The sequence below is a fragment of the Cohnella sp. OV330 genome (assembly GCF_900112065.1).
In the GTDB taxonomy this organism is placed as follows: Bacteria; Bacillota; Bacilli; order Paenibacillales; family Paenibacillaceae; genus Cohnella.
The window spans coordinates 680,929-707,765 of record NZ_FOKE01000001.1; the positions used below are offsets into that span (position 1 = coordinate 680,929).

The 26,837-nt window shown below is 59.7% G+C and carries 13 protein-coding genes; 2 read left to right on the plus strand and 11 right to left on the minus strand.

The window, feature by feature from the left end:
* Nucleotides 1-35 precede the first annotated feature (35 nt).
* Nucleotides 36-1,244, plus strand: a complete 1,209-nt coding sequence (locus tag BM235_RS02620) for a right-handed parallel beta-helix repeat-containing protein (protein WP_090108968.1) — start codon at nucleotides 36-38, stop codon at nucleotides 1,242-1,244.
* 57 nt (nucleotides 1,245-1,301) lie between these two features.
* Here the strand turns inward: BM235_RS02620 and BM235_RS02625 are convergent, their stop codons facing one another.
* The 10 genes from BM235_RS02625 to BM235_RS02670 all read right to left on the minus strand — a co-directional run bounded on the left by BM235_RS02625 (nucleotide 1,302) and on the right by BM235_RS02670 (nucleotide 16,983).
* A complete protein-coding gene (locus BM235_RS02625; protein ID WP_090108969.1) occupies nucleotides 1,302-3,107 on the minus strand; it encodes a sensor histidine kinase in 1,806 nt (601 codons plus the stop codon).
* Nucleotides 3,100-4,728: a response regulator gene (locus BM235_RS02630; RefSeq protein WP_158543666.1), complete on the minus strand. Its 1,629-nt coding sequence runs from the start codon at nucleotides 4,726-4,728 to the stop codon at nucleotides 3,100-3,102. The genes BM235_RS02625 and BM235_RS02630 overlap by 8 nt, the downstream gene beginning before the upstream one ends.
* A gap of 307 nt (nucleotides 4,729-5,035) precedes the next feature.
* Entirely contained in the window at nucleotides 5,036-5,518 is a 483-nt protein-coding gene (locus tag BM235_RS02635; RefSeq protein ID WP_090108971.1) for a hypothetical protein, read from the minus strand.
* Nucleotides 5,519-5,534: 16 nt separating this feature from the next.
* On the minus strand, nucleotides 5,535-7,322 hold the full coding sequence (locus tag BM235_RS02640; protein WP_090108972.1) for a glycoside hydrolase domain-containing protein: 1,788 nt from the start codon (nucleotides 7,320-7,322) through the stop codon (nucleotides 5,535-5,537).
* Nucleotides 7,319-9,880, minus strand: coding sequence for a beta-mannosidase (locus BM235_RS02645; protein ID WP_090108973.1), 2,562 nt, complete (start codon nucleotides 9,878-9,880; stop codon nucleotides 7,319-7,321). The genes BM235_RS02640 and BM235_RS02645 overlap by 4 nt, the downstream gene beginning before the upstream one ends.
* 103 nt (nucleotides 9,881-9,983) lie before the next feature.
* Nucleotides 9,984-11,057, minus strand: a complete 1,074-nt coding sequence (locus BM235_RS02650; protein ID WP_158543667.1) for a glycoside hydrolase family 88/105 protein — start codon at nucleotides 11,055-11,057, stop codon at nucleotides 9,984-9,986.
* A gap of 34 nt (nucleotides 11,058-11,091) precedes the next feature.
* Complete coding sequence (locus BM235_RS02655) at nucleotides 11,092-13,311, minus strand: family 78 glycoside hydrolase catalytic domain (RefSeq protein WP_255374024.1); 2,220 nt, start codon at nucleotides 13,309-13,311, stop codon at nucleotides 11,092-11,094.
* Nucleotides 13,312-13,395: 84 nt separating this feature from the next.
* Nucleotides 13,396-15,120 (minus strand): type 2 periplasmic-binding domain-containing protein, encoded by a 1,725-nt coding sequence (locus BM235_RS02660; RefSeq protein WP_090108976.1) that lies wholly within the window; start codon nucleotides 15,118-15,120, stop codon nucleotides 13,396-13,398.
* Nucleotides 15,121-15,199: 79 nt separating this feature from the next.
* A complete protein-coding gene (locus BM235_RS02665; RefSeq protein WP_090108977.1) occupies nucleotides 15,200-16,081 on the minus strand; it encodes a carbohydrate ABC transporter permease in 882 nt (293 codons plus the stop codon).
* Between the two features lie 41 nt (nucleotides 16,082-16,122).
* Nucleotides 16,123-16,983, minus strand: coding sequence for an ABC transporter permease (locus tag BM235_RS02670; protein WP_158543668.1), 861 nt, complete (start codon nucleotides 16,981-16,983; stop codon nucleotides 16,123-16,125).
* 345 nt (nucleotides 16,984-17,328) lie between these two features.
* Between BM235_RS02670 and BM235_RS02675 the strand changes: the two genes are divergently transcribed.
* Nucleotides 17,329-18,750, plus strand: coding sequence for an MFS transporter (locus BM235_RS02675; RefSeq protein WP_090108979.1), 1,422 nt, complete (start codon nucleotides 17,329-17,331; stop codon nucleotides 18,748-18,750).
* 102 nt (nucleotides 18,751-18,852) lie between these two features.
* Here BM235_RS02675 and BM235_RS02680 read toward each other — a convergent pair whose 3' ends face one another.
* Complete coding sequence (locus tag BM235_RS02680) at nucleotides 18,853-26,523, minus strand: fibronectin type III domain-containing protein (RefSeq protein WP_090108980.1); 7,671 nt, start codon at nucleotides 26,521-26,523, stop codon at nucleotides 18,853-18,855.
* Nucleotides 26,524-26,837 lie beyond the last annotated feature (314 nt).

Here is a 26,837-nt window from a genome sequence, read left to right on the forward strand (position 1 = left end):
ATCGCGAGGGATTCCCTACAAGGAGCTGTAAAGAGATGGAGAAAATCGTCATCGAAGTCGGATATTCGCCCGCGTCCGCGGCAGGCGGGGCGACCCGAGCCATTCAATCGGCGATCGATTATGCGGCCAATCTCGGGGGCGGTACGGTCAAGCTCGGCGAAGGCGTCTACGCGCTGGACGGCACGCTGCATCTGAGATCGCGCGTGCGGCTCGAAGGCATCCCCGGCCGGACGGTGCTGCTTCAGGGCGAGGAGCGGCTCTCCGAGCTCGCATGCGACGCCGACAGGCACGAGCGTCAGGCCGCGGTCATGGACCCCGGCCGCTTCGAGATCGGACAGACCGTTACGATCCGCAAAGCCGAGTCGAGCATGCTGTTCGGGGACACGGTCGCCGTCGTCGTCGGCAAGGAGGGGCAGGTTCTACACCTCGACCGCGAGCTGCACGCCACCGTGCTGATGGACGAGGGAGGCATCGTGACCACGCAATCTCCCGTCGTCGCCGCCTACGACTGCGAGCGGATCGAGCTGTACGGCCTGACCGTCCGGGGCAGCGAGAAAGCGGTTACGTTAGCCGAAGGCTGCCGCAGCGCGGGCATCTACCTGTACGGGGTCGCGGACGCCCGGATCGAACGCTGCACGGTGCGCGCGTATAAGGGAGACGGCATCAGCTACCAGCACTGCTCCGACATCGTCGTCGAGGATTGCGATTCCGTCGGCAACGCCGGCAAAGGCGTCCACCCCGGGAGCGGCACGTCCCGCACGCAGATCGTGAACAGCCGCTTCGACGACAACGGCCTGGACGGCATCTTCCTCTGCTGGCGCGTGCAGGACAGCGTCGTGGAAGGCTGCACGGCCGTCGGCAACGGGATGAACGGCTTGTCCATCGGGCACAAGGACATTCGCAACATCATCCGCTTCAATCGTTTCTCGGACAACGGCTACTATGGCATATTCTTCCGCAACGAAAAAGAACCGATGTCGGCCAGCTACAACCGGGTCGAAGGGAACACGATTGAAGACAACGGCTCGGAGGACATGGGCTACATCGGCATTCGAATGCGAGGGTATACGCACGACGTAGAGCTCGTATCGAACCGGATCTCCTTTTCCAAAGCGCCGCCGGAGCGGACGATCGGCATCTGCCTGGAGCCGCATACGTCGAAAATCACGCTCGGGGACAACAAGTTCGCGGGCTGCGCGCTGCGAACGCACGACCACTGGCTGCCCGACGGCCGGCATGAATAAAAAAGGGAAGCCGTTCCTGCGCTGCTGCCGGACGGCTTTCTTGCGGTTGAGGCATCTTCAGATCGCATCCCGCTGCGCAGGATCGGCGTCCAGGATCGGATGCGAGATTCCGATGACCGTCCCGCCTTCATCCCTGTTTTCGATCTGCAGTCCGTACCGTTCGCCGAAATAAAGCGCCAGCCGTTCGTGGACGTTGCGCAAGCCGACCCCTTTGCGCTGATGGGGGATGTTCCTCTCGGCGGTCAACAGCCCGGCGCGGAGCGCCTCCGGAATGCCGGGGCCGTTGTCCACGATCTCGAACTGGAGCCGGTATGGCTCGAGACTGCCCCGAATCAGAATCTTGACGGCCTCTCCGTCGCCGGCATGCCGGGTGCCGTGCTTGATCGCGTTCTCTACGAGCGGCTGAAGCATGAGCCGCATGCAGGGCAGCGGCAGGATGTCTTCGTCGATCATATAGACGACCCGGATCGAAGTATCCTGGCGCGCGGACTGAATGGCAACGTAAGCCTTGACGTGCTCGATCTCGCGTTCGACCGTCGTCAGCTCCCGTCCGTCGTTCAAGCTCAGCCGCAGCAGGTTGCCGAGCGACCGGACCATCTCGCTGATATCGGACGCTTGCCTGCTTTCGGCTTTCCAGCGAATCGCCTCGAGCGTGTTGTACAAAAAGTGCGGGTTGATCTGATGCGTAAGCACCTGAAATTCCAGTTCTTTTTTGTCCTTCGCCTCTTTCTCCGCGCTGCTGACCAGTTCGTCGATTTTCCGCACCATATTGTCGAAGCCCATATAGAGCCAGCCGATCTCGTCCGAACGCTTCAACTGCGGCCAGTTGTGCACCGTCTCCCCATGCTCTACTTTGCGCATCGCTTTGACGAGCTTCTGAATCGGATTGGTGAACCTATACGTGAAAAAGGCGACCGTAAAGACCGAAATCGCGAGATAGAACAGCAGAAAGAGAAAGCTGATGCGCTCGATGCCCGATACCGGCCTCGTAAGTACCGATACGGGAATGAGGCTGAGCACCTTCCAATCGTTATGGGTCAGCGTCGCGTACGTCGCCATATACTGCACGCCTTCGATCGTGAGCCGGCTCGCGGCCTCCGTAGACTGCTTGAGGAAACCATCCAGCTCGGGCGAATCGAATCGGGTCCCGATTCGTTCCGTTTCCTGGTGGTAGACGATCGTATTGTTCTCGTTCAGCAGCACGACCTGCTGGCGATCTACCATTTTAACCGGCGCCAGATACTCGCTCAGCGTGCTCGCCTTGATGTCGGCGATGACGAAGCCCAGCGGCTTGGACTGGTTCAGTCCGTACAATTGCTTGATTTTCGACAGGAACGGCTCCTTGTAGAGGATCGGATTGTCCTGCGGGAGGAACAGCTGCCAGTAAGGAGACTTCATCTCCTTGGCCAGACGGAACCAAGCCTGGCTCTCGATGTCTTCGTCCTGGTAGATCGTGTGCGTAAAAGTCGGATAACGCGACGGCTCGATCGGGAAGATCCGGATCGTGTACGCATGCGTGTTTCTGTTCAGCAAGCTGGTATACTGGACGAGCCTGGACGTGATCTCCAGCTCCTCCAGCTCACCCGACGGCCTTATGCTGAGCAGCTCCTGCATGTCCTTAGAATACATGATCTCGCTCTGGGCGTTGTCCACCAGGTCGAGATAATTGTCTAGCACCTTCGCGTTCTTGACCATCATCTCCATGGACACGAAAGAGCTTACGTCTTGAATGGCCTTGATGGACTTGGAATAGGCAAAGTACCCGATGAACAAAAAGGGAAGCACGACGATCAGGAAAAACAAAAGAATCACTTGGCGGCGAATCGAGAATCGGCCCAGCTGGGTTCGAACCGTTCTAATCATGCCGGCCGCTCCGGCTGTTGCGGTACTCCTGCGGCGTGCAGCCGTAAGCTCGTTTGAACAGCTTGGCGAAGTGGACGGGATCCTGGTAACCGACCATATAGCTGATCTGATAAACCTTGTACCTGAGATCGCCGAGCCGGTCCGCCGCGTTTTTCAGGCGCACGTCGGTCAGATACTCCAGGAAGTTCATGTCGGTTTCTTTTTTGAACAGCTTGCTGAGCCATACCGGCGTCACGTGCACGCGGTCGGCGACCATTTGCAGCGTCAGGTTTTCCTGATACCGCTCATGGATGATGCGCTGGGCCTCGTCTACGATCTGGCTGCGCGATCCCGACTGCGACTTGATGCTCTCCGCCGCCTTCAGCAGCTGCTCCGTCGCCTGCTCCCTGAGCGACTCCAGCGTATCGAAGCGTTCGAGATGCTCCCAGAGCGCGATCGGATGCTTTTCCCAGGACGTTTCCTTCCAGCCCGCCGTCTTCTGCGCGGCCCGGAATACGTCGAGCAGCCACTCGAACGTGCGCTGCTGGAGGTCCTTCGGATGCTTGACCTCCCAGGACTTGGCCAGCCTCGGAAACCCGGCCATCGTCTCCCGGATCTCCCTGTCGGTACCGTACTTCAAGATCTCCACGATTTCCTTTGGATTGGCCAGCTGGTACTCGTGACGGTCGCCGAGGTCCTCTTCGGACGCCGCCTCCGCCTCGCTTCCCTGAAGCCGCCGGCTGACGAGCGACTCCATCGCGCTGCCGTACAGATGGGACAGCTGCTGATGGCCGCCTTTTCCGACGGCCTCGCCCATGTCCAGCCGGATATCCAGCGTATGCCCGATCCGTTCGCGGGCTTCCTCCAGCAAGTCCGCGCGGGGCTCCGCGATGTCCGCTTCAGACTGCTCGAGGATCGCGATCCAGTCGTCCTGCTCGGACCTGAATAGCACTTGGCGGCCGGGATGCCGCGCGGCGATCGCCTGCACGAGCAGCGCCCCGACGTCCGCGAGCAGCGCGTCCTTGTCCATGGCGGACGATTTGAGTGTAAGCGCCTTCAGGCTGTCAATTCCAAACACCGCGAACCGGAGCCGCCCGTCGAGCAGCCACGCGAGATCCAGCTGCCCCAGCTTGTGCTCGGTCCGCGCCGCGGGATCCTCCCGGTAGGAGCGGCCGATCAGCTGGCGCAGGAGCTCTTCCCTGATCTTGGGGACGGCCGACTCGTATCCCTGCCGGATGAGGCTGCGGCGCAGCTCGCTTTCGCTCTTCTCGCGCTGGCGCTGGAGCGCCACCGTAACCGCCTTGAACAAGTCGTTTTTGTCCAGCGGCTTGAGCAGGTAATCCGATACGCCGAGCTTGAAAGCTTCCTTGGCATAATGAAAATCGTCGAAGCCGCTGACGACGATCATGTCGCCTTCGTACTTCTCCTGCGCGAGCGTCTCGATCAGCTTCAAGCCGGACATGCGCGGCATGCGAATATCCGTAACGATCAAGTCCGGCCGGCGCGCGAGCGCCAGCTCCAGCGCCGTATCGCCGTCGTCGGCGTCCAGCACCTCGTCGACGCCCCACGCCGACCAGGGGATCTGTTTGACAAGACCGTTGCGAATTTCCCTTTCGTCGTCGACTATCAAGATCCGGACCATCGCGCCGCCTCCTCGGATTTTCACTGTCATCATGCGCATCCATAACGGGAATGAGGCTATGATCTCCATTTTGCGCAGGGTCTCCCCGCTGCGCTATGGGCCATTCTAGATCAATGCAGGGCGTTTTTAGCTCTGTTGCGAGGCTGAGATGCCGATTCGTCTTCTGGCTCAATATTTCTCCTTCGATGGCACCCATTCCTTCCCAAAAAAGAGAAAAACACCGATTCCGATAAAATCCGCACGACGCGATGCGGACTCGTTCGGTATCGGTGCTCACGAAGGCAGCGCAGCTAGAGCAGCGTGTCTGTCAGATAAACAGAGGAGGGACGTTTTCGGTCAGCTCCAGCACCCCTACGATCTCCTCGTCGGAATTGCGGACCGGAAAGTAGACCGTCTCTCCGGTCCCCCGGTCCCGGCGCGTAGGCCGCCCGGAAAACGCGCGCAAAATATCCGGCCAAAGCGTCATAATGTCGGCGCCTTCGGACGGCAGCGCGCCGCCGGCGACCATAACCTCGCCGAGCGCGGGGTTCTCGGGCCGCCGGATCCATAGCGCCGCATAGGGACGGCGGAGCGGATCGATCCGCTCCGTCAGCAGGAGCACCCGCTTCAGGGCGTTGAAGTGATCTTCCACGAAGTCGATCTCGTCGCCCAGCGCGAATTGGCTGTCCGTGCCGGCGACCTTCAGCGGATATTCGCGCCGCTCGGGCGGCATGACGTCTTCTAGGAAGTCGCCCGGCAGAAACAACGCGCCCAGCCTTGCGATTTCCATCAAGCTGTACGTTTTCGGCATCGCGATTTTCGCCTCCTTATCCCAGAATCGCCCACAAGCTTTGTTTCAGATCGTTAAACGTTTCCGATGGCCGGCCCTCGTGCAGCGACGCCTGGGGCGCCTCGCTGAACATGGCGTTTTCCCACTCGTAGGGCGGCCTGTCGAGAAAATTCGGCTTGCCGGGCCACCAAGCTCCCGGCGCCAGGCCGAACGAATCGACGATCGCCTCGGCCATCCGCGCCCTGCCGAGCCCGGCAGGTTGCTCGCCGATCCACTGCTCCATGCAGTCCGCGACCTGCATCGCGCCCCGAAGCGCCTTGAGCCGGATCGACGGGATCGGTCCCTCGAGGCCGAACAGTTCGTCTCCAGGGTAGAACATCGTCTCGCTGCCTTCCGCATCGGGGGTCACTTGCCAACCGTCCCCCCACTTCGTGTTTTCCCAATACACGAATCCATCCACGCCTCGCGCCACGGCGGCCAGCGGCGAGATCGCGGTGGCGAGCAGGGGCCGGGAGATGCGCTCCGCCCCGCCGTAGGTCCATATCTCGCAGCCGGCATCGCGCAGCACGTCCAGACTCTCCGGAAACCAGGAAAACATCTGGTGATTGACGACCCACAGCTTGATGAGATCCGCGTACTTCCCGAAGTGCAGCCCATAGCTCCAGCTGGCATCGGTACGGAAGATGAACTTCGCGCCGCTCTCCTTCTCCAGCACGTCCTTCGCCAGATCGTAATAAATGTCGTTAACCTTCTCGTCCCAGACGAACCGCGTCTCGTCTCCGTCGTAAGGGAACAGCTTATACCGCTTTTTGTGGTTCAGGAAAAGCTCGAACTTCGTCCGCAGCCAACCGCGCTCGGTGAAGTGACGGTGGAATTCCTCCATGATCCCGGCGAATTCCGTGCGATAGCCCTTCGTCCCGAACTTCGCGTAGTCGGCCGGCCAGTGGAAGTTGAACGGCAAATACATATACGGAATCGGGATCGCGCCGCGCTTCGTGCCTTCGAATGCCGAGCCGTCCAGATAAGGACCGAAGTGCTCGTCGAACGTCGACCAGTCCTTGACGCGCATCTCCTTGCCTCGGCCCTCGATCTCGGGAATAAATGCGGCGGGGATGCGACCCGAATGCTCGTATGGCAAATAATGCAGCAGGCAGCGGTGCTCGTGGGCCATGCGGAAAAACGCCTGCTCCGTCCTGAAATACGTGCCGTCCTCGTAGCGGTCCGGATTGCGCCTCAGGCTGCCGATACGGCGCGACAGGTTGTCGGCGTAGCTGTTCAGGTCGGCGATCACCAGCGATTCGTCCGGCACGGCCGTTTGAAGAACGCGCAGCCGAATCTCGTGCGTATCGATCCCGCTGCCCGTCGTCACGCGGATCGCGCCGCGGTAATCCCCCGCCCGGACGCCGGCAGGGACGAACAGGTCCACCCAGACGGCCGCGTAGGCTTGGCCCTCGACTTCGTTCGCGGCCGAGATCGCGGACAAGGTGCGGGGCCCCGCGTCTCCGCCGTCCAGCGGCACCAAAGCGTCGGGGTAATACCGACCTTTCACGCGATGATACCACTGCGCGAAAAAGACGAATTCGCCGGCGCCGATCTCGTCGTGCTCGCCCCGAAGGGGATCGGCCTCGAAGCGGATCGCGGACGGACCCGCGCCATCGAGCCTGACGATCAACTGAAAAGATAAGTACGCGTTGCGCGGAGAAGCCGGATTCGACGAAACCTCGGCCAGCTCGGCCAGCGACCCGGTGCGGGCCTGCTCCTCGAGCACCTCCCCGGTCTGCGGACAGACGCGGACCATATCGTGAATCAGATAGCTGCTGCTCATGCCCTAACCTCCTGTCGCTGCGTTTGTTTGGCGTTGAGCGCCGAGACGGCGATGTCCGAAGCGGAGATGCGGGTCCCCTTGCGATTCGTCGCCAGCACCGTCCTGCGCTCGCCCGGCAGCAGGTTGAAGTAGTTGTCCGAGAACATCGCGTGATCGATCGGGCACTCCAGCTTGACGAACCGGGCGAACGTATCGGTCTGAATCGTGACGCGCACGCCTTCCGGTCCTTCTTCCTTGGTCACCTGCAGCCGGCAGGGACTGAACCGCAGATCCTTTTGCTCGGCGAAAAAGAAATGATTGTCGTAAACGTCCTCCCGCGCGCTGCGCGCGAACATGAACCGGGACCGCTTGTCGATGACGCCAAGGCGCCACTCGATCTCGGCGGGCGCATACTCGACGATCTTCATGGACGCATTGGCCGCGACGCGAACCTCGAACGACTGCTCGTAGATCGACTGGCCGAAGCAGCTGCGCACGCCGACCGCGATCGTATCGTCGAATGTCTCGTCGCTGTCGTTGGTCATCCAGACGGAGATCCGTCCTTCGTTCTCCTTGAACGACAGCAGCAGCGGATGATAGAAGCGGCGGGCATAGTAGTATGAGGCCTTCGGGAACAAGTAATAGTCGATCAGGCTCCAGCTGATGCCCGGCCAGCAGTCGTTGAGCTGCCAGATCAGGGAGCCCCCGTTCTCGGGCATGCGCCTGCGGAAGTGCTCGACGCCGAACTTGAGCCCCTCCGCCTGGCACAGCATCGAGAAGTCGATGTACTCGTCCAGATCGCGCGGCAGTCCCGAGTAACCCGCCATCGTGATGGTCGCCTTTTCAGGCTCGTAGTCCTTGTTGCGATAATCCACCTCGAAGCTGCCGTAGTAGAGCTCTTCCTCCGGAATGGTGCGCCGCAGCGTCTCCTTCACCGTGCTGCCGTGAATGCCGAACTCGCTGCTGAACTTGGAGGTGTCCTCCGCGAATCGCCGGTAGGAGATGCCGTACGGCGAGACGTCCATCTTGGAGGCTTCGCCGTAATGGCGCGGATAAACGTCGCCCGCCCACACGGCCCAGTTGTGCGTATCTCCTTCGTCGAAGCTGTTCGGATCGTTGCCGCCCCAAGGCGAGCTGGGCCAATAGAGACGCGTCGGGTCGAGCTGCTCCAGCAGCTCGGGCATCAGCTCGTGGAAAATTTTCGCGCCATAGAATCGCGTGTCGCTGCGGTAATGCATCTTTTCGCTATGGATGGCCTGGCTCTCGTTGTTGCCCGCCCAGATCGCGATGCACGGATAGCTGCGCAGCGCCTTCACGTTGGCCACGATCTCCGCCCGTACGCTGGCCATGAACGCCTCGTCGTAATCGGGCACCTCGCTGCAGGAGAACATGAAGTCCTGCCATACCAGCAGGCCTTGACGGGAGCAGGCCCGGTAGAACGCCGCCTTTTCATAGACGCCGCCGCCCCAGACGCGCAGCATGTTCATGTTCGCTTCGCGGGACAGCGTCACGAGGTCCTCGTACCGCTCGTCCGGAATCGCGCCGATGAAGTTGTGGGCGGGAATCCAGTTCGCGCCCTTGGCGTAGATCGGTCTCCCGTTGAGTACGAACTGGAAGCGGGGGCTGCCGCTCTCCGATTGAAGACGGACCTCGATCGTGCGAATGCCGACCTCCTCGGACAACGTATCGACGAGCTCGCCGTCCGCCAGCAGATTCACGGTCAGGTCGTACAGGAAGGGCTCGCCGTGATCGAACGTCCACCAGAGCGAAGGCTGCTCCACCGCGAACCGTACGCTGATCTTGCCGTCCGTCGCATCCGTCTCGTACCTAACTTCGCCGTCGCGTCCGCGCAGGATCGTCTCGGCCGTCAGTCGCGCGTCTGCGCCGCGATGCCTGACTTCGGCCTCGACCTCGACCTCCGCGCGGTCCGGACCGATCGACAGCGTCTTGAAGTTCAGGTGCGCGAGCCGCGCCGCATGGACAACCTTCAGGCGGGCTTCCTTCCAAATGCCGGCGGTCACGATGCGGGGGCTCCAGTCCCACGAGAAATTGCATGCGCACTTGCGCAGCCAGATCCGTTCGTAATTGACCTTGGACCAGAAGCGGGAGACGTCCTGCTTCGCCGCGTATTCGACGACCGGATCGAAGCGGACGACGAGCACGTTGCCCGTTTCCTTCAGCTTGCCGGCGAGCTCCGCCTCGACGGGCAGGAACATATTGTCGGAGAGGGCGACCGATTCGCCGTTCACGAATACCTCCGCGAGCGTGTCAAGGCCGTCAAGCTCCAGCATCAGGCTGGCCGTATCCGCAGCGTTCGGACGGTCGAATACCGTGCGGTACACCCACGTTTTTCGCTCGATCCAGAGGCAAGCCTGGTCGTTGGTCGAATAGAACGGGTCCTCGATGCGCCCGTGCGCCAGGAGCGTCGAATGCACGTCCCCCGGCACCGCCGCAGCCAGCCACTCCCCATCGTCGAAGCTCGTAGCGTGCACGGCTTCCGGAATGTTCTCCCTGTCGTCGAAGCCTTGTATTTTCCAACCGCGGTCCAGCTCTACAGCGTTCGTCTTGATCGGTATCATCGTCCATTCCTTCCCGGCCTTCGCCTCGAACCGCCTTGTGTTATGCAGCTATCTATCATGTTAGAGAGGACGCCGTTCTTTATAAACGAGACATTGCTGGCTTTTACTGAGAAGCTTTTGTCCGCTGAGAGCGTATCCATTCGCCGACGGCCAGCAGCCCTAGCCCTTGCGTGAACGGGGTGACTTGAAGCGGAACGGTCTGATAGCCTTCCAGATCGGCTTGAACGGCCGTCCCCGAGGATCCGCCTTGGACATTCCCTTCGCTATCGATGTTCGCCATAACGGCCGTCATCGCCCGATCCGCCGCCGGCTTGAATTTCTCGTCCACGAGACGAAGACGGATGCCTTTCAATATGCCGTAGGCGACGCCTGCCGTGACCGAGGTCTCCAGATAACTGTCCGGCCGATCCAGCACGGTGCGCCACAAGCCCGATTCATCCTGCAGCCGCGCGAGCGCGTCGAGCTGCTCGTTCAACATCCCTACGGCCAGCCTCTTCTCCTGCGTGTCCTCCGGCTCGTACTGCAAGATATCGACCGCGCTGGCCGTGACCCAGGCGTTGCCTCTGCCCCACAAAAATCCGAGGGGCTTGGACGCGACATCGTCCCATCCATGAAAATACAGCTTGCTCGACTCGTCTTTTAATTTGGTCATGTGGAGGACGAGCTGCTTCACCGCTTCGCGTACGTAGCTTTTCTCGCCAAGCTCGGCGCCTCGTCTGGCCAGATAGATGACGCTCACGAATAAGGTGTCCGCCCATATCTCAGCAGCAGCGCCTCCGTTGCTCATGAAGTGCGGGATCGCGCCGCTAGGCGTTCTTTTTTGTTCCCGCATGAGGTAACGGTCGTACCGGTCGCAAATTTTCTCGTATTCGGGGTCGTTCTTGCGTTCGCGCAGCGATAGCACCGCATTCAGCGGCATCGTCGAATTGACGCAGACGTTATTCATCCCGCTGTCGATCTTGGCGTCGATCCATTGCCGCATTTCTTCGTACCAGCCGGCATGAGGGGCGATGTCGTGCGCCTCCGCGATGCCGTAGAAGGCGACGCCGATGCTCCAATCCCATCGCGCCCAACGCCACTCGATATCATCGTGCTCGTCCTGGCCGAATTTCCGGCTCAGCGACAACGTTTGTCGTACGATTCGGTTCAGATGTTCGACCGCCGTTGAAGTTTCCAAGTCATGCTCCCCTTCCCGCGACTCGCTACAGCTTTTATTCTCTAATGATCGGCACGCCTTCCGGCGCCTCGATCGCAAGCTCCCCATGCGCGTATGCAATGCGGATCGTCCCCGTGCGCACGCGGCACGCGAAGTCGAAGCGCTCCAACGCGTCCGGGATCCGCGGCGCCAGCCTGATGGCTTCCCACCCCGGAGCCGCGGGCTTCAGACCCATGATTTCTTCGATGAACAACGGAATCGGCGCGCTGGCCCACGGATGGCACAGACTGGTGTTCCACTTCTGCTCCTTGCCCCACGCCTCGAAGCAAGTCGTCGCGCCTTCTTTTACCATGTTCCCCCATGAATGTGCGTCCTCCGCCGTCAGCCTGGCGTACACGTAAGCCGTATCGCCTGCCGCCGCCAGCGCCTTCAACAGGAAGTAGGCGAAATAAACGCCGCAGTTCATATTCCTGCCCTTAAGCCAAGAGACGACGGACGCAACCGCGTCGTCAGGCACGAGCCCGAACAGCAGCGGAAGCGCGTTCGCATGCAAAGAGGCGTGCTTCGAGCCGATCGCGTCGACGAATCGCCGATTTTCCGCGTCGTAGAACGCCCGCACGAATTCGTCGCGAAACCGCTCCAGCCCGGCCGTTGATTCCTCCGAATCCGGGTCCGTCCCTAATGTCGCGCGGATGTCGGCAAGCGCCTTGCGCGCGCCGTAGTAGAAAGCGTTGACCACGTTGTGGCAGCCGGGTCCGACCGGGCGCGTGAGCGGGAAATCGTAGCCGTCGCGCAGCCCATCCGGCCAATCGACGAGGTTCCACTTGTCGCTGACGTGCTCGAGCAGCCCGCTCGCCGAGCGATAGCGATCGAAATGCCGAATCATCGCGCCGGCGATCGGCTCCATCTCGCGCAGGAAATCAAGATCTCCGCTGTGACGATAATATTCGAGAAGCTGCATAGGCCACTGAAAAGAAAAATCGGCGATCTCCTGCATGAAGCTTCCCGGCGCCACCGCCATGCCGCCCGGGCAAATATGCCGCGCGGCGAGCGCAAAATCGGCCAGCGCCTTTTTGACCATCCGCAAATCGCCCGTCGCATACAGGTGAGCGTGCATGATTACCGTGTTGTCGCCCAGGTATTGGCCTTTTTCGCGGCTCGGGCAGTCGACGAACTGTTCCTGCGTGCCGTATTGCAAGCCGCTGCGGCATATCGTCCAGACCTGACGGAGCATCGCGTCCGACGCGTCGAACCGGCAGGCGTCGCCGTCAAACGGATAGTGACGCACGATCGCCGCGAACGATGCCGGTCGGATCGCGGTCGGCGAGCCGATCACCTCGACATAACGAAACGCCTTGTATTCGAAAGGCTCCAGCACGTCAAGCCCGCCCGACAGCGTCCACCATTCGCTGTACTTGCAGTTGCAGCGCATGTCGTATCGCACATGCTCGCCGGTGTCGTCCAGCTCTTCCCCGCAGCGAATTTCCAGACGTTCGCCCGGCGCTCCGCGCGCTTCCATCGTGAACTGGCCGGTCAGTTCCGTTCCGAAATCGATCACGTAGCGTCCGGGTTCCGGATTGGCCACCGACGCGGGGGGCCGCCAATACACGGCGAGCGGCGGCGTTGATTGCAGCGCTAGGAGATGGTCGTCATCCTCCGCCGCATGGCAAGCTTTCCATGCGTTGTCGTCGTACGCCTTCTCCCGCCAGCCGCGCTCCTCGAGCCGGCTGTCGATATGCTCGAGAAACTGCGTCCGATAACCGACCGTCTCCGCGGTGCCATCGCCGTATTGGCGGGCGACGGCATATTTCCAGGTATCGTCGCTCGCCAGCAGCAGCCGGTCGTCCGCGAACAGCTCGGCGATCATGCCCTGCCGCAAGTCGCCGCTATTGTAGGCGCGATTGATTAATCCCTGATAGTACACATGCACGGCGATCACGTTGTCGCCTGGACGCAGCCATTGCGTGACGTCCAAGCGCATGTACGGATAATGAAACGCATACCCTTGCGCGGGGCCCTGCGCGACGAACGCGCCGTTCAGGTACAGCTTGAAATAATCGTCCGCCGAAATATCGAGCCACATCCGTTTGCCCGCGCATTCGTCCGCCCCGAGCGTAAAGACCCGGCGAACCAGCATATGCCGATTCAGCAGCTCGACCGGGTGCTCGGGCAGGTCGAACGGCTCGAGCTCCTTATGCAGCAAATGCAGCGGCGCGAACCCGCCGAAGTCGGCGTCCTGAATCCATCTCGCCCGCCACGTCTTGGTCGTATCCAACCGAATCCGCCTCCGCATCTCCAGACGAAAGGGCCGTGCCGTCAGCGCTTTGCGCTGTCCGGAACGACCCTGTCGCCTATAGGCTTACTTCGCCGCTTCCTTCGCGGCGTCTTGGTAAATTTGCGTTGCAGCTTGGTTGATCTTATCGAGTCCTTTTTCCTTAAGCGTCTTCTCGAGTCCTTGCCAGATACCGTCGAGCTTGGCCGGGTCCTTCTCGAGGATAAATTTCGGAAGGGTTTTGCCCCATTCGGCAATGGCGTCCGTATTGAACTTTTTCATCTCGTCCGTACCCTTGCCCGCAGTGCGCGGATAAGTCTTTTCAACGCCCTTGACGAGCAGATCGGATTGCGTTTTGGCTCCGTATTTCGCCAACGTATCGACCACGACCGGGCTCGTGGTTTTCGAGATCCAGCTTTCCGAGTATTGCCACATCGCATAATCGCCGTCCGACAGAGTGAATCCGGCACCATAGTTGGTCGACATCTGACGGGCGTAGCCGAGGCCCACATCCTCCCAGAACGTATCCGGGTGCGTCTTGTATTGATCGACGAGCCAATCCGTCACGACACGTTTCCCGTTCTCGACGGTATAGTGCTTGCCTTCAAATCCCCAGCCGATAAGAATTTGGTTTTCAAGCTTGAACATATCGTCGTAGAACTCGATGATGCGAGCCGGATCCTTGGCGTTTTTCGTGATCGACAGCCACATTTCGCCGCCGCGGTTTGCTTCTTTGCTTGGCGTCGCGACCATTTTCGTCTTCCCTGGCGCCACGATGTCGAACCAGACGTAGGCGTGGTCGGCCATGTTGTTGCTCTCCAGCGAGCCGTTGCAGTCGCTTCCGCCTCCGAATATGACGAGCACGCGGCCCTGGTTACATTTCGTCGTAAACTGTTCTTGCGTCTGAACGAGCGATTCGGGATCGAAGAGCCCTTCCTTGTTCATTTGGTTCAAGAATTTAAAGAAGTCGGTATAGCCTGGCTCGAAGAAGCGATATCTAGCGTTCAACTGATCGTCCACGTAATAGCCTGCAGTATTCGCGAAGCCGGCATACTGGCGTGCCGCACTATCGAAATTGTTGTATAACATATTCGCCTCGCCGAAGTTGGAGAAGCCGATGGTCTTGCCTCCTCCGATCTCCGGATTTTTTTTCGCGTAGTCCGCGACGATTTTATGGACATCTTCGAGCGTCTTAATCTGCGGATATCCGGCTTCCTTCAGAACGGCGGTTTGGATGGCGATCCATCCCTTTTGCGTGAGATCGTTCACCTTATCGGTCGGAGGCTGCAGCAGGCCGTATATTTTTCCGTCGTTTTTATCTTGAAGCAAGGACAAGTCATTATGATATGCTTTCATAATGTTAGGCCCATGTTCCTTGATGAGATCGGTCAGATCGAGTACAGCCTTCGCTTGAATATACGATTGCAGCGTGTTGTCGTGAATGTTGATGACTTCGGGGTAATCGCCTGCGGCGAGCCATACGTTCATCTTCGTCCGGAAGTCGCCGGTGATGATGTCCCATTTGATGGTGGCGCCCGTGCGCTTCGTAATTTCCTTCGCCACATCGCTGGACCAGTTCATGTTCGGGTTGTCCGTGTTCATCGTGAACGTGAACGGCGTCTTCTCGGCCGAGGTAGCCGACGCAGACGGCTCCGCCGACGCGGAAGCGGTTCCAGAAGCGGTTGGGCTTGGACTTGGGCTCGCGCTTTGCGAGGACTCCGCGCCGTTATTGCTCTTGGAGCATGCCGTCACCAGCATGATCGCGGTCAACAGTAAGACGCTTAACAAATTAAGCTTGCTCTTTTTCCACATTGTTGCGACCTCCGATTTTTTATTTGATTTATTATTTCATACCGTCCTCTTCGCTTGCTTACCGGAGTTGGCAATGAAATCAGTCCTTCATAGCCCCGAGCGTCATGCCTTGAACGAAATATTTTTGCAGGAACGGATAGACGAGCAGGATCGGTACGGTAACGAGAATCGTTAACGTCGCTTTGATGGTAAGCGGCGATATAATTCGTCTCCCCACGCCGTCTCCGCCCTCCGAATTACTCGTTTCGACGGTCTGAATCATCTTCTGCAGCTCGTATTGCAGGACGGCGAGCTTCTCGTTGCGGCTGTTGTACAGGTAGTTGTCGAACCACGAGTTCCATGCGCCGACGGCGGCATAGAGCGCGACCGTGGCCACGACCGGAAGACTGATCCACAAGATAATCTGCGTATAGACCCGAAAATCGTTCGCGCCGTCGATATGCGCCGACTCGACGAGTCCGTCGGGCAGCTGCTCGAAGAACGTTCTCATGACGAAGACGTAAAAAGCGCTCACGATGCCTGGAACGATATAAACGAGAAAGGTGTTCATCAGCCCCAAATTCTTCATCAGCAGATAGGTGGGAATCAACCCCCCGCTGACGTACATGGTGATGATGAGGATGAAGCTGAACAGCTTGCGGAATACAAAATCCCGGCGGCTGAGCACGTATGCGAGCATCCCGCAGCAAAAGACGGTTATCACCGTATGGATCACCGTACGCAGCACGGAATTGAGCGCCGCCCTGGCAAGCTTGCCGTTCTCGAAGACATAAGCGTAATTCTCGAGCGTAAACTTACGGGGCAGCAGATACAGGCCGCCTTTCAAGGCATCCGTAGTCTCGTTAAGCGAAATGATAAGCAAATAAAGGAAGGGGTATACGGTCGATATGGCGGCGATCGCGAGCAGCACGTAGAGAAAGGCATCGACGATTCGTTCGCCCATAGTCCGGTGCAGAAGCATGGTGGGATTCTCTCCAATCGTCAAGGATAAGTTCTAACCATTTAAAAGAGGTTGGATTTGTATCTTCTGGCAATCGCGTTCACGATCAGCACGAGCGTCATGCTGACGACGGAATTGAAGATGCCGACGGCCGTACCGAACGAGAAGTCCCCTTCGTTCAAACCGATCCTAAGCGCCAGTATCGAGATAACCTCGGAATATTCCGAATTGATCACGTTGCCTAGCAGGAACTGCGATTCAAAGCCGCCGGTCATCAGATAGCCGATATCGAGGATGGTCAGCAGCACCAACGTAGGAATGATCGACGGGAGGACGATATACTTCACGCGCTGCCAGCGGCTTGCGCCGTCGACGTGCGCCGCATCGTACAGACCCGGGTCGATGCCGGAGATCGCGGCCAGGTAGATGATCGCGCCCCAGCCGAATCCTTTCCACGTCATGATGATCGTGTGCAGGGTCCAGAACCACGTGGCCTTGCCGAAGAAGAAGATCCCTTCGTCGATCCAGCCCAGCTTGATCATCAGCTCATTGACCAACCCGCCGTCCGGGGAAAGCAGCATGACGAAGATATTCGCTACGACGACCATGGACACGAAGTGCGGCAAGTAGGTCATCGTCTGAACGATCCGGACGAAGCCCTTGCTCCTCAGCTCGCTGAGGACGATGGCCAGCGCGACGGCGCAGGCGGTCCCCAATGCCAGCTGCATCGAATTCATGACGATATTGTTGCGCAAGTCCTGGAGGAAGCCGTCGTGCCCGAGCAGCGTTCGAAAATGCGTAAACCCGACCCACTTCGCGTCCAGCAAGCTCTGTCCGATATGATAATCCTTGAATGCCATAAGCCAGCCCCACAGCGGCACGAACTGGAACAGCGCCAAATGCAGCATGATCGGAACGGACATCCATATTAGGACATGCTGTTTTTTGATTTTCTTCCAATACAGGGAAGCCCGCAACGTCTTTCTGCTGTTTATTGGAATCGGTTTCAATTCTGAAACAGCCTTCATACTCATTCCCATTCCTCCATCCTGTTGGACCTATTTTATCACCCGGCACGAACCGCTTTATATCTCTTAAAATTGTTGTTTACTAGGTGATTTTTAAACTTCGGGGAGAATCCTTCGTGGGGGTCAAATCTGCCCCCCTAAATGATAAACCTGCCCTATAGGAAGCTTTCCGGCGCGGATGCTACAATGAATTGACATTTTTCGGCTTTCGGCTAAAGCAGGAAAGGAGCGCATGTCCTCATGGCTACCCATATCGTTTCGTTAACGGTGAACAATCGGCCCGGCGTGCTGGCGAACGTCTCGGAGCTGTTCGGGCGGATCGGCTGCAATATCGAGAAACTGTCGGTCCGAGCCGGCAAGCAGCCGGCCGTCGCGCGGATGAAGGTGGCGGTCTCGATCGATGCCGGCAGCCTGGACGGCGTGACCGCGCGTCTGGCGGGGCTGCTCGACGTGATCCAGGTCAAGACCAAGGCGCGGCGCCATTGGCGCGAGCCGGTCGCGATCGGCCGGACCTCCGCCTTCTGGATCGTCGCCTACAGCTTGTTCATTACGCTGTTCGGCACGAATCTGCCGGCCCCGCTCTACGCGCTGTACCGGGCGCAGTGGCATTTGCCGCCGGCGGTCATGACGCTCCTGTTCGCCGCCTATGCCATCGTCGTGATTCCCGTCATCCTCGTCGCCGGGCCGTTGTCGGATCGAATCGGACGGGGCAAGCTGCTGCTCTCCGGCATCCTGTTCGCCCTGCTCGGCTCGATCTGTTTCCTCTTGGCCGACGGGCCGGTCATGCTGGTGCTGTCCCGCATGCTGCAGGGGGTGTCGGTCGGCATCATGAACGGGGTCGCGGTGGCGGCCATGACGGAGCTCGGCGGCATGCAGGCGCGGAGCCAGGCCGCTCTCGCGGGCTCCGCGGCCGTGACCGCCGGCAATGCGCTGGGCCCTGTCGTATCCGGCTTCCTGGGCGAACTCGCCGCTCATCCGACGCGCCTTCCCTTCGCGCTTCATGCGATGCTGGTCTTTCCGAGCATCGTGGGGCTCTGGCTCATCGGAAATAAAGGCGAACGGGCGCGCGGCAAAATTCGGATCCGCTTGCCGGCAGTGCCGCGGGCGATTCGTCCCGCGCTGTATGCTGCCGCGGGCACATCGTTCATCTCCTGGTCCATCATGAGCCTGGTCACTGCGATCCTCCCGGCTTACCTCCCCGATATCGTCGGCGAATCGAGCCTGATCGCTTCCGGCGTCGGGCTCGCCCTCGTTCTCGGGCTGTCCGCCTGGGCCCAGATCCGGAGCGGGCGCTACCCGCTGCTCGCCAACCTTACGGTCGGCTACCTGCTGCTCGCGACGGGTCTTGCCGTGCTTCTCGCCGCCGCGGCTGCCAAATCTCCGGCGCTGCTCGCGCTGTCCGCCGTCATGCTCGGGCTGGGCCATGGCCCCTGCTACGCCCGAAGCCTTCGCTACGTCAACGAATCCGTACCGGACGAATACCGCGGCCAGGCCGTATCGATCTATTACGGCGTGACTTATATGGGCGTCAGCCTCCCGATCCTCGGGCTCGGCATCGCCGCGCAGCGGCTCGGGCTCTTGCCCGCCATCTGTATATTCGCCGGCGTGACGGTCGGCCTGATGGCTTGGAGCTTGTACCGGTGGAAGCGGCACCTCGCCTGACCGCATCGGACAGATCGGCCCGCCATAAAAAAGAACCGCCGGATCAGCTTCGAGGCTGATGCCGGCGGTTCTTTTTCTTATCTTCGTTTACGGCTTATTCACTCAGTACACTTCCAGCTCCGCAAGCTGCATTCTGTAATAATTGGAATCGCTCGGATTTTGACGCAAGCTGGTCCCCGTCACCTTGACATAACGGGCCTGTGCCGAGGCGAAGCTGAAGGACTGCACGGCTCCGCCTGGCAACGCGTAAGCAGTACGGCTCACGACCGTGCTCCAAGTCGTCCCGTCAGTGGAGACTTGAATCGTAAAATCGACAGGGAAGCCATATCCCGCGTTCCCCGTATCATTACGCGGGTATAAGCTGACCTGGCTAATCGTCGCTGCCGTCCCCAAATCTACCATGATCCATTCGGTATGATTGGAAGTAAGCGAATCGTTGCTGGTCCATCCATATTTTCCGGAAACGGAATTGCGTTCGCCGTCGACAACTTTCCCTACACTCCAGTTGGTCGTATTGTAGGTGCTGCTTGCCGTCACCGTCTTCCCTAGCGCCAGATTGGCAAGCGGCGCTGCGGACGCTTGCGAGGAGTTCGCGCTCTCGCCTCCGTTATAAAGGGAGCTGACCACGTAATAGTACGTCGTCCCGTTCGTCACCGTCTGGTCGGTGTACGTGACCGCAGTGACGCTCGACGCGATCGTCGTGTACGGACCGCCGCTGACCGTCGCGCGCTTCACGTTGTAGCCGGTTGCGCCGCTCACTGCCGTCCAGTTGACGGTCACGGAGCCGCCGCCCCCTGTCGCCGTGACTCCCGTCGGCACGGGATTGGGCACGGTGACGGACGCTGCCGTCGAATCCGGGCTCGTGCCGCCGGCGCTAACGGCCGCGACGACATAATAATAAGTCGCGCCCGCCGCAACGGTGCTATCCGTGTACGCGTTCGTCGTAACGCCCGTCGCCAGGGACGTGTATGGGCCGCCGCTGACCGTCGCGCGCTTCACGTTATAGCTCGTCGCGCCGGACGAGGCGTTCCAACTCAGCTGGACGGCGCCGCCGTAGACGCTGCCCGTGACGCTGGTCGGCGCAAGCGGCGCCGCGCTCACTTCGTCCGCTCCGATATCGTAAGCGGAGCCGGTCGGTCGCTGTTGTCCGTCCATGTCGGTCGGGACGTCCGTCGGCAGCGAAGCGCCTGCATCGATCGCAGCCTGGGCGGTGGCCGGATTGAGATGATAATTGCCTCCGGCCGGGTTGATCAGCATACTTGCGGTACCGTTAATAATGTTGTTGCTGGATGTCGCTGCGCCTCCGTCGCGAAGCTTGACGTTCTTATCCATCAGGTTGTTGCGCACTTCGCCGCTGCTTCCGGCGAAGCGGGACTCGACGCCGCCTACGCTCGCGGTCGGCGCGATGTTAAGCATCGTGTTGTTGTACACCTTGAAGCCGTTCGCCTTGTTCATGTAGACAGCCGCGTCCAACGTGCCGTACACGACGTTGTTGCGCATGATGCCTCCGCGGTGTTCGTAGGTCGTGTCGCCGTTCCGGAACAAGTTCGCCCCGGTGCCTCCGCCGCCGAACGACATCGCGATAAAGCTGTTCAGGAACACGTTGTTCTCGACGATCGTGTCCATCGAGTTGCCCTTGGCGAAGAACGCATAGGCTACGCCGTCATTCAGGCCCTTGGCGTTCTGGAACGTATTGCCGCGGATGACCCAACCCTTCGAAGCGACCAGGTCGATCCCTTCAACGACGCCGCGTTGACCGGAGGTCGTGTAGCCGATCATCGAATTCTCGATGACCCCGTAATCCGCGTAAGGCAGGTCCGGACTGCCGCCCGAAGTCGACTTGAAGCCGCCTTCGCCGTTGTCCCATGTCTTCAGATGGTCGGCGTGGAAGTAGTCCGATCCGCTGTTCACCTGAACCGAATGGAAGTACGAATCGCGAATCGTCATGTTCTTGATAGTGACGTAGTCCGCATCGTTCACCTTGAAGTTGATGTCGAGCGACGAGTTGTTGATGCCCAGGCCGACCACGACCGTATCGTCGTAGTTCGTCGTCGCCCCTTGAATCGTAATGTTGTTTTTGCCTTCGATCGTAATGGTAGCCGTTTGATTATACGTGCCTGCAGCGAGCGTGATCACACGTCCGCCGGCCGGCGCGCCATCGATCGCCTGCTGAAGCTGAGCGAGCGATGTGACGGTCACGGCATCCGCTACAGGGTTAAGAGTCGTGGCCGATACGACGTTAGACAGCGCCGAATAGTTGCCGGCGTCATCGAACGTTTTGACGGCGAAGTAGTACGTGACCCCGGTCGACAGCTGATTGGCCTGGAACTTCATCGCCGATCCCGCATCCTTCTGCGCGAGTTCATCCTCGGCTTGCGTAGCCGACGCCCAGTTCGCTTCCGTGATCGCGGAGGTCGAGTAGCGAACGTCGTAACCGGCAGCTTTGCCGACCGTGCCGTCATTGCCCGGCGCGGTCCAGGTCAGCTGAACGCTGCGGATGTTCGGCGCGACGGCCTGCAGATTGGCAATCGCGGCAGGCGGCGTCGGATCGGATGCCGGCGTCGTCACCGACCACACGTTCGAGATGGCCGATACGTTGGTCGCTTCGTCCATGGCGCGCATGGCGAAGTAGTACGTCGTCGCCGGCGTCAGCCCGGATACGGCCAGCGTCTGCGCGGTGCCGGCAGCTTGCGGAAGCGGCTCGTTCGTCAGCTGCGTCGCGTCGTTCCAGTTGTTCTCGGTAATCGGCGACGTATGATAGCGGATATCGTAAGCATCCGCCGTTCCTGTGGACCCGTCGTCGCCCGGCGCGGTCCAGCTCAGTTTGGTCGTCTTCCAGGTCGTCTGGCTGCCCGACAAATTCGTCACCGCGGCAGGCGCGACGCTATCGCCTGGATCGGCGTAGACCTCGATCTCTACCGGCGTATTTACCGGATTGTAAGTCTGATTAACCCGTACGTGCCCGTTCGCCGAGAAGCGAACGTAGCGGGCATTGATCGTCGACGAAAGCGTGATCGTCTTGCCCGATCCGTCTGCCGGCTCCTGATATTCCGCATCGGTACCGACCCCGAGACCCGAGCTGTTGTCCTGGTCGTTGTTGAACACCGTCGTCACGCCTGTCGCGAAGTTCGGGTCGTTCGACACTTGGACGACATGATCGCGTCCGGTCCGGTACGTATCGGAGGTCGCGCCCCAGTCGTTGCGTACGTTGATCTTTTTGATGCCGTATGCCTGGCCGAGATCGACTTGAACCCACTTCGGGCCGGTCGATACGCCGATCAGCGCATACTGATCGCGAGCGGTCACCCCGTCGGTCAGAATCGACAGCGGCACGTTGTTCGATACCGTACCGTTCGAAGTCACCGATTTGTTCTTAGCCACGTTGATCGTCGTCTCCATGACGACTTGGATCACGTTGGAGAGGCCCGAGTAGTTGTTTGCGTTGTCGCGCGTCTTCATGGCGAAGTAGTAGGTCGCTCCGGGCGTCAACCCCAGGACGCTGAACTGCTGCTTCGTGCCGGCAAGCTGCGGGGTTGGCTCCCCGATCACAGGCGTGGCCGAGCTCCAGTTCGCTGCCGTAATCGGCGATGACGAGTAACGCACGTCGTACTCGCTTGCCGTGCGCACGTTGCCGTCGTCGCCCGGCGCCGTCCATTTCAGCACCACGCTGCTAATCGTGCGATCGCTGGCCGCCAGATCGGCGATCGCGTCAGGCGCCACCGTATCCGTATTTTCAATGACGATAAGCGGCCTGTTGTAGGGGTTCTCCGAGCTGTTAAAATTCACGGGGTTCGACTGTACGAGAGGATCGCTAAATTTGAACGAAACCTTCTTGTCGCCCATGTGACTGTTCACGAAATCCGTGATGTCGAAATCGTACCAGCCCGGTCCGGTGACGGGGAGCAAGCCCAGATTGACCGCTCCGGTCTCGCTCGGCAAGTTCGAGGCCGTGACGGAGCCTTCCGTCCAGGAATTGTCCTGCAGGCCGGTAACCGTAACCTTCATCGTGATGGGTTTATTGTAGTTGGTATACAGCTTCAGTATTGCGCGCTCGGCCGAGCTTCCCGAAAACGTACTGTAATTACCCTGCAAATAAGCTGTGTAGATGTAAGATCCGTTGTTTGAAACGGCAAGCGTCTGCTGATTGGGATAAATATTACCGTACGAATTCTGAACGTCGTCCGCCGGGCTGAACTCGGTGGCGGAAGTAGCCGCCATCGCGATCGACGCGACGTTCGACAACGCCGAGACGTTTCCTTGATCGTCGACCGCTTTCATTGCCGCATAGACGGTCGTCCCGGCGGTTGGCCCGGTCACGGTCATCGACTGCGAAGTACCGGAAGTCGCAGGAAGCAGGGAAGTTTCGACTTTCTGCGCGCTGCTCCAATTTGCTTCGGTAATCGGCGCATTGGCATATCGGATGTCGTACAGATAAGCCTTGCCTACATTGCCGTCGTCTCCAGGAGCGGTCCAAGTCAACTTGAACGTGCGCGAGGTCGCTGCGCTTGCCGCGAGGTTGGAGATCGTCGACGGCGGGGTCGTTTCGTTCGGAATGAACTCATCCGCGCCGACATCCGGCGCGCTGCCGTAAGGACGGGTCTGACCATCCATATCGGTCGGCACCTCAGTCAGCGGAGCGCCGATATCGCGAGCGCCCGCACCGTAGAACGGATGGAGATGATAGTCCCCTTGCGCCGGATTGGCAAGCCAGCTTCCGTCCGCGCCGGTGAGGTTGTTGCCCTGGGTCGCCGTCGCGCTGTTGCGCAGCTTGACGTCAGCGCCGAGCAGGTTGTTGCGAATGTCGCCGCTCGTCTCGACGAAGCGCGGCTCGATGGAACCCAGACCGCTGCCGGTTTTCAGAATCGTATTGTTGTACACCTTGAACCCGGTCGCTTTGTTCAGATAAACGCCTGCGTCTACCGTGCCGTACACCACGTTGTTGCGCATGATGCCGCCGCGATGCTCATAGGTGGTGTCCTGGTTGCGGAAAAACGATGGGCCGGAGCCCCCGCCGCCGAACGACATGGCGATAAAGCTGTTTGTGAATACGTTGTTCTCGATGATCGTGTCGAGAGAGTTCGCTTTGGCGAAGACGGCATAGCCGACGCCAGCGGAGTAGCCTTGGGCGTTCTCGAACTTGTTGCCTCGAACGACCCAGCTTTTGCCGGCGATAATATCGATGCCTTCGACGACGCTCTGGATGCCGCTGGTGGTATAACCGATTAAAGAGTTCTCGATCAAACCGTAATCGGTATAGCCGTTGATTCCGTTCACGTCAAAGGTCGTCTTGAAGCCGCCTTCTCCGTTGTCCCACGTCTTCAGATTGTCGGCATGGAAATAGTTCGAGCCGTCATTAATCTGGATGGCGTGGTAGTAGCTATCCTGAATGGTCATGTTCTTGATCGTGGCGTAGTCCGAGTTATTGACCTTGATGTTGATGTCCATGGATGAGTTGGACATGCCCGGCCCTTTAATGATCGTATCGCCTCTGTTCGACGTAGCGCCCTGAATCGTGATGTTGTTTTTGCCGGTGATCTGGATGGTCGTCGTCTGGTTATACGTGCCGGCCGACAGCGTAATGACACGGCCTCCCGCAGGCGCGTTAGTGATCGCCTGCTGCAGGGCGCTCAGGGAGTTGACCGTCACGGCGTCCGCCGTCGGCGTGGCGATCGTAGCGCTCACCACGTTGGACAATCCCGACAAGTTGCCTACCGAGTCCTTGGTCCTCACGGCAAAATAATAAGTCGTCCCCGCGGTCAGCTCCTTTACCTTCATGGCCATAGCCGAACCGGATGCCTTCTGCGGCATTTTGTCTTCCACCAGCGATGCCGAAGACCAGTTCGCTGCCGTAATCGGGGAGGTGGAGTAGCGCACCTCGGAGCCGGCTGCGGTCCCGATCGTGCCGTCATCGCCCGGCGCCGTCCAGGTCAGCTTTGCAGAATGGATGATCGACTGCGACACCTGAAGATCGGAAATGGCGGCAGGCGCCTCCGTATCGGCAGCTGGCGTCGTGCTGCTGACGACGTTCGACAGCGGCGAGTCGTTGATGACATCCTTCGACTTCATCGCAAAATAATAAGTCGTGGAGGGGGTCAGCCCGCCAACCGTAAACGATTGGGTCGTACCGGCCGTAAGCGGTACCGGCGCTCCAGTCACGACGGTCGCGTTTGCCCAATTCGCCGCCGTAATGGGCGATGTCGACCTGCGGAACTCGTAAGAGCTCGCCTTGCCGACGTTGCCGTTGTCGCCCGGCGCCGTCCAGCTGAGATCTACGGTCTTCCATGTCGTCCTCGTGACGGCCAGGTTCGCGACGGCCGCCGGCGGCACGCTGTCCTGCGGATCCGCGTACACCTCGATCTCGACCGGCGTATCGACCAGGTTGACCGTGCCGTTGATCCGGACGTGGCCGTTCGCCCAGAAGCGGACATAACGGGCGTTAACCGTATCGTTAAGCATGATGTCCTTGCCGCTGCCGTCGCCCGGCTCGACGTATTCCGCATCGGTGCCTGCGCCGAGTCCGGCGCTGTTGTCGCCGTCATTGTTAAAGATGGTGGTCACGCCGCTGGCGAAGGTGGGATCGTTCGACAGCTGCACGATCAGATCCTTGCCGGTCCGATACGTCCCGGCGGCGCCCCAGTCGTTGCGGATGTTGACCCGGGCGACGTCGTACGCCTTACTCAGATCGACTTGCGCATACTTGGGGCCGTCCGATACGCCATAGAGCACGTATTTGTCTGTCGTCTTAACGCCGTCCGTCAGCGCGGAGAGCGGTTGACCGCTTGTCGAGGCGGCGTTCGTCGATACCGTCTTACCGATCGCGACATTCGCGACCGGCTTGATCGCGATGTTCGCGACGGTCGACAGGTTGGATAATTGCCCGCCGGATCCGATCGTCTTCATCGCGAAGTACACGGTCGCCCCGGACGGCAAGCCTTTCACCGTCATCGTCTGGGCGGAGGATGCCGCAGCCGGAGCCGGTTCGCCTAAGACGCGTTTCACGGCCAGCCCGTCGTCCCAGTTGGCGCTGGTGATCGGGGAAGTCGAATAGCGAATGTCATAGCCGGTCACCGCCGACGGTCCCGGGCTGGTCCAGCCGAGCGTCGCGCTGTTCACGGTAGCGTTACTTGCGGTTAAATTGACATTGATCGGGAGAGATGCGTTTGTTGCGGGGATTGCGGCGTAGACTTCAAGTTCGACCGGCGTATTGACCTTCTGAATCGAAGCGTCGGCCGAGCGTATATGGCCGTTCGCCCACGAGCGGACGTAGCGAGCGGAGACCGGCGTGCTGAGCGCGATCGTTTTGCCGCTGCCGTCCGTCGGTTCCAGATAAGCGGCGTCGGTCCCGGCTCCTTGACCTGCCGTATTGTCCGAATCGTTGTTAAAAATGGTGGATACGCCGCTGGCGAACGTAGGGTCGTTCGACAGCTGAACGATGATATCCCGTCCGGTTCTGGTTGCCGTCGGGTTGTAATCGTTCAGCACGTTCACCTTCGTGACCGGGAACGATTCGCCCAGATCCAGCTGCACCCACTTGGGTCCGGTCGAGGCGTCGATCATCGCGTAATTGCTCGTTGTGCGGTCGCCGTCGACAAGCAGCTTCAAAGACGCGGCATTGGACACGACGCCGTTGGTCGACACGGTTGCCTGGCCGAGCGCGACGTTCGTCTCCGTCGGATCCGCGTACACCTTGGAGTCGGACGGATACAGAAACGATGCGGACAATAAGCTGGCGACGAGTAACGACGCCCCTGATCTTTTAACAATCGTAAGCATTTTTACACTCCCTCCGTTGAATGGTCATTCCACTGCTACAGAGCGTGCTCGACTTACAACGTGCTTACATCGTGCTTGCATCGTGCTTACCTCTCGTTATCTCTACCGCCTTTCTACAGGTAAATGGGCTGCCGGAAGCGCCCTCTGAACGCCTTCCCTCCTCCCCGCTATGTAAGCGCTTCTCTTTAAGCCTGCCATAGTCCCGAGCGAATCGCCATTAGGGTAAATTGTCTTATACTTGGTCAATTTCATCCTGCTCCCCTTCTGCCGCGATTCGGGCGTAAACGCCCTTTTTCGCGGTCGTTTTCATGCGC

Coding starts and splice junctions, on each gene's coding strand:
- BM235_RS02620 (WP_090108968.1), top strand. CDS start 36: ATGGAGAAAATCGTCATCGAAGTCGGATATTCGCCCGCGTCCGCGGCA.
- BM235_RS02625 (WP_090108969.1), bottom strand. CDS start 3,107: ATGATTAGAACGGTTCGAACCCAGCTGGGCCGATTCTCGATTCGCCGC.
- BM235_RS02630 (WP_158543666.1), bottom strand. CDS start 4,728: ATGGTCCGGATCTTGATAGTCGACGACGAAAGGGAAATTCGCAACGGT.
- BM235_RS02635 (WP_090108971.1), bottom strand. CDS start 5,518: ATGCCGAAAACGTACAGCTTGATGGAAATCGCAAGGCTGGGCGCGTTG.
- BM235_RS02640 (WP_090108972.1), bottom strand. CDS start 7,322: ATGAGCAGCAGCTATCTGATTCACGATATGGTCCGCGTCTGTCCGCAG.
- BM235_RS02645 (WP_090108973.1), bottom strand. CDS start 9,880: ATGATACCGATCAAGACGAACGCTGTAGAGCTGGACCGCGGTTGGAAA.
- BM235_RS02660 (WP_090108976.1), bottom strand. CDS start 15,120: ATGTGGAAAAAGAGCAAGCTTAATTTGTTAAGCGTCTTACTGTTGACC.
- BM235_RS02665 (WP_090108977.1), bottom strand. CDS start 16,081: ATGCTTCTGCACCGGACTATGGGCGAACGAATCGTCGATGCCTTTCTC.
- BM235_RS02670 (WP_158543668.1), bottom strand. CDS start 16,983: ATGTCCGTTCCGATCATGCTGCATTTGGCGCTGTTCCAGTTCGTGCCG.
- BM235_RS02675 (WP_090108979.1), top strand. CDS start 17,329: ATGGCTACCCATATCGTTTCGTTAACGGTGAACAATCGGCCCGGCGTG.
- BM235_RS02680 (WP_090108980.1), bottom strand. CDS start 26,523: ATGCTTACGATTGTTAAAAGATCAGGGGCGTCGTTACTCGTCGCCAGC.